Genomic DNA, 2,461 nt, shown 5'->3' with positions numbered 1-2,461 from the left:
AGCATTATCTTTGTTTCGGGTTTCTGATTTTTTCGCACTCAGGTAAAACTCTTTTAAACTGCCAGTTTCTGTAATCTGTTTAAAACCAAACCACTCCCAACCACTGACTTTCTTCACGCCCTCACTGCCAATAAATGTCCATCCTTTGATAGGAACATTTTGACTATCCACTGCATGCTCTATCCATAACCATAATGTCCCCTTTTCATCCATGGCTCGTTTATCATTCTTGATTAAATCTTCATCATTTAAATTCAGTAGCAACGGTGGTGTATCGACTTCTTTTTTACTGGTTGTTAACTCACTCTGTTGTAATGGAAACTTGCTCCATGCCTTTGTGGTACTGGCTAAATCTTTTAGATTACCTTTTTCTTTTAGTTTATCCTGTATCTCTTTATTATTCTCTATCCATAATGTTTTAGTTTCACTTTTCGATGTTTGAATCTCTATTTGGAACCAGTTGATATTCCGTTCTTTACTTAATATTTTTATTTCCGAACCTTTAAGGCACTCACCGACTTTTGTATCCGATTCTGATGCTGACGCCAGTAATTTTGCACCTTTTGATATGCCAACCAATGTTTTATCTTCATCGGGTATTTTACCTGCCTCTGTCTGCGTTTGGGTGATGAACGTCGGCAAATCGTCACAAGTAAAGCATTCAACATGTAAACTTGGTTTATATTGACTTGCTGTTAAACCTGTTTTTAGCGGTAAAGTCGCTATATCGATATAATTACCGTCTTTATCTTTTTGTTTGCTGATGCCTTTATTTTGATTATGGCCAATATGCCCCACTAAATCACCGGCTTTGATTGGATACGGTTTATCTAATACCACTACCTGATTATATTCTTTTCCTCGGGTGATGTTTTCAAGATTATCGCTCCATACGAGTTTTTTTCCTTCTGATAAAGGAATGGTCGGTTGCCCGTCACGGACTATCTGGGCTAATTCAACAAACGTTTTAGGTTTTTTCTTACCGCTTATTTTTACTTGGGTTCCCTTGGGTAACATAGACAGTATGTTTTTTTTACTTTCATCCCTGACTCTCAGTCCTTTTGATTTGGCAAAATTTTTATTTTTATCTTTATCTTTATCTTTTATATCAAATTCGGATTCCGTGAGCTGCTTTTGAGTTCCATTGAAAACCCAACCGATAATCTTCTTTCCTTCATGCTCATAAGGCGTTAATACCGGTATTGAACAATAGCCTTCCTTTAATGAGGTCACCGCATACCATTTATAATCTTCGGTATGTAACTCAAGATTCAATTCCACTTTGGTGCCCGCTTGTAAGACTGCAAGAATCTCACCTTTTTTTAAGTCAGGCTTCTTTCGAATATTTAATCCTTCAACAAAATCTAAACCTTTTTCAGTGACCCGATAAATATCTTGCTCCCAAAATGCTGGCGTAGGCTCTTTCGGATTATCTTCATAGTATTTCGTATCCGCCAAATGCATATATAAACTATAAAAATACAACTGATGACCGGGCTGTTTAGGTTTAGCCGTTTCAGTAGCCGGCGGTGTACTTGCTGTTGATGCGTCACCGGTTGTCGTTGGGGGAGTTGGCGTATTAGTATTCGTGCCCGTTGGTGATGTCGTTACCGGTGTAGTCGTGGCTGGCGACGTATTTGACGACGGTAATGCATAGGCTGCTGGCGCTGTTGAATTTTCAGTTGAGTTAGTGGTAGCTGCGTCGGGTGATGACTGACTTTCGGTTGTTGGAGTTGGTGTCGCTGCCGGAGCCACTTCTTCAATTCGTTCCATTTCAAGCAGATGACGAACTAAAACAAAACCGGTTGAGAAAAAACTAACCTTATCACCATAATCAACTTTTTGATAATTGTCGTTAACCCGATAAGCAATGACTTCACCATCTGCTATACAGTACACTTTGCTCGGTTTATCATTTACAATGCCTAAATTCTTAAGCACATCTTCATCAAAGTGAATGCCTCCATGCACAAGCTTATTAACGCTCACAGGATAAAAACCGGTTTGCGCTAACATTAAGGCTTGATGATAACGGGCTGCGCTTGATTTTTTTGGGTCATTGGTAACGACCGGATATTTCCATTTTTTTATAGGGGCTAATGCCATGGTTGATTCCTTTTATCCTGAAAAATTGATAACATCACTATTGATTAAACGCATAAGTGCTACATCAATATCACTGGATGTAAATTTTAATTTGTCACTATCAATACTTGCCGGTCCCATTTTTTGCAGAGCATTGCTTTTTATATACACATTATCCGCTGTGCCAAGCTCTATGCCTTCATGGCTGATTTTGATAAAAGAGCCACCACACATTAACGTCAGCGCTTCACTTGCAGTAATGGTCAGTTCGCCGTCAACACTGTCGATTTTGATATCTTGTTGAGCCGCCATATTGAGGTTGGCATTTTGGGCTTGCAGGTTGATTTCCCCCTGGTTGGCCAACAGTTTCATGCCC

General features: G+C 39.4%; 2 protein-coding genes. Both read right to left on the bottom strand.

Annotated features, from left to right (window positions below):
* Positions 1-2,106 (bottom strand): SH3 domain-containing protein (locus tag J3U19_RS11390; protein ID WP_267346368.1); only part of this gene is annotated, 2,106 nt, incomplete at its 3' end.
* Positions 2,107-2,118: 12 nt separating this feature from the next.
* Positions 2,119-2,461: DUF2345 domain-containing protein (locus J3U19_RS11385; RefSeq protein ID WP_267346367.1), on the bottom strand; the 343-nt coding region annotated here is incomplete at its 5' end.

This window comes from Gilliamella sp. B2828, from assembly GCF_026537125.1.
GTDB lineage: Bacteria > Pseudomonadota > Gammaproteobacteria > Enterobacterales > Orbaceae > Gilliamella.
Note: the sequence above shows the minus strand (reverse complement) of the source record. Positions and strands in the feature narration are given on the sequence as shown.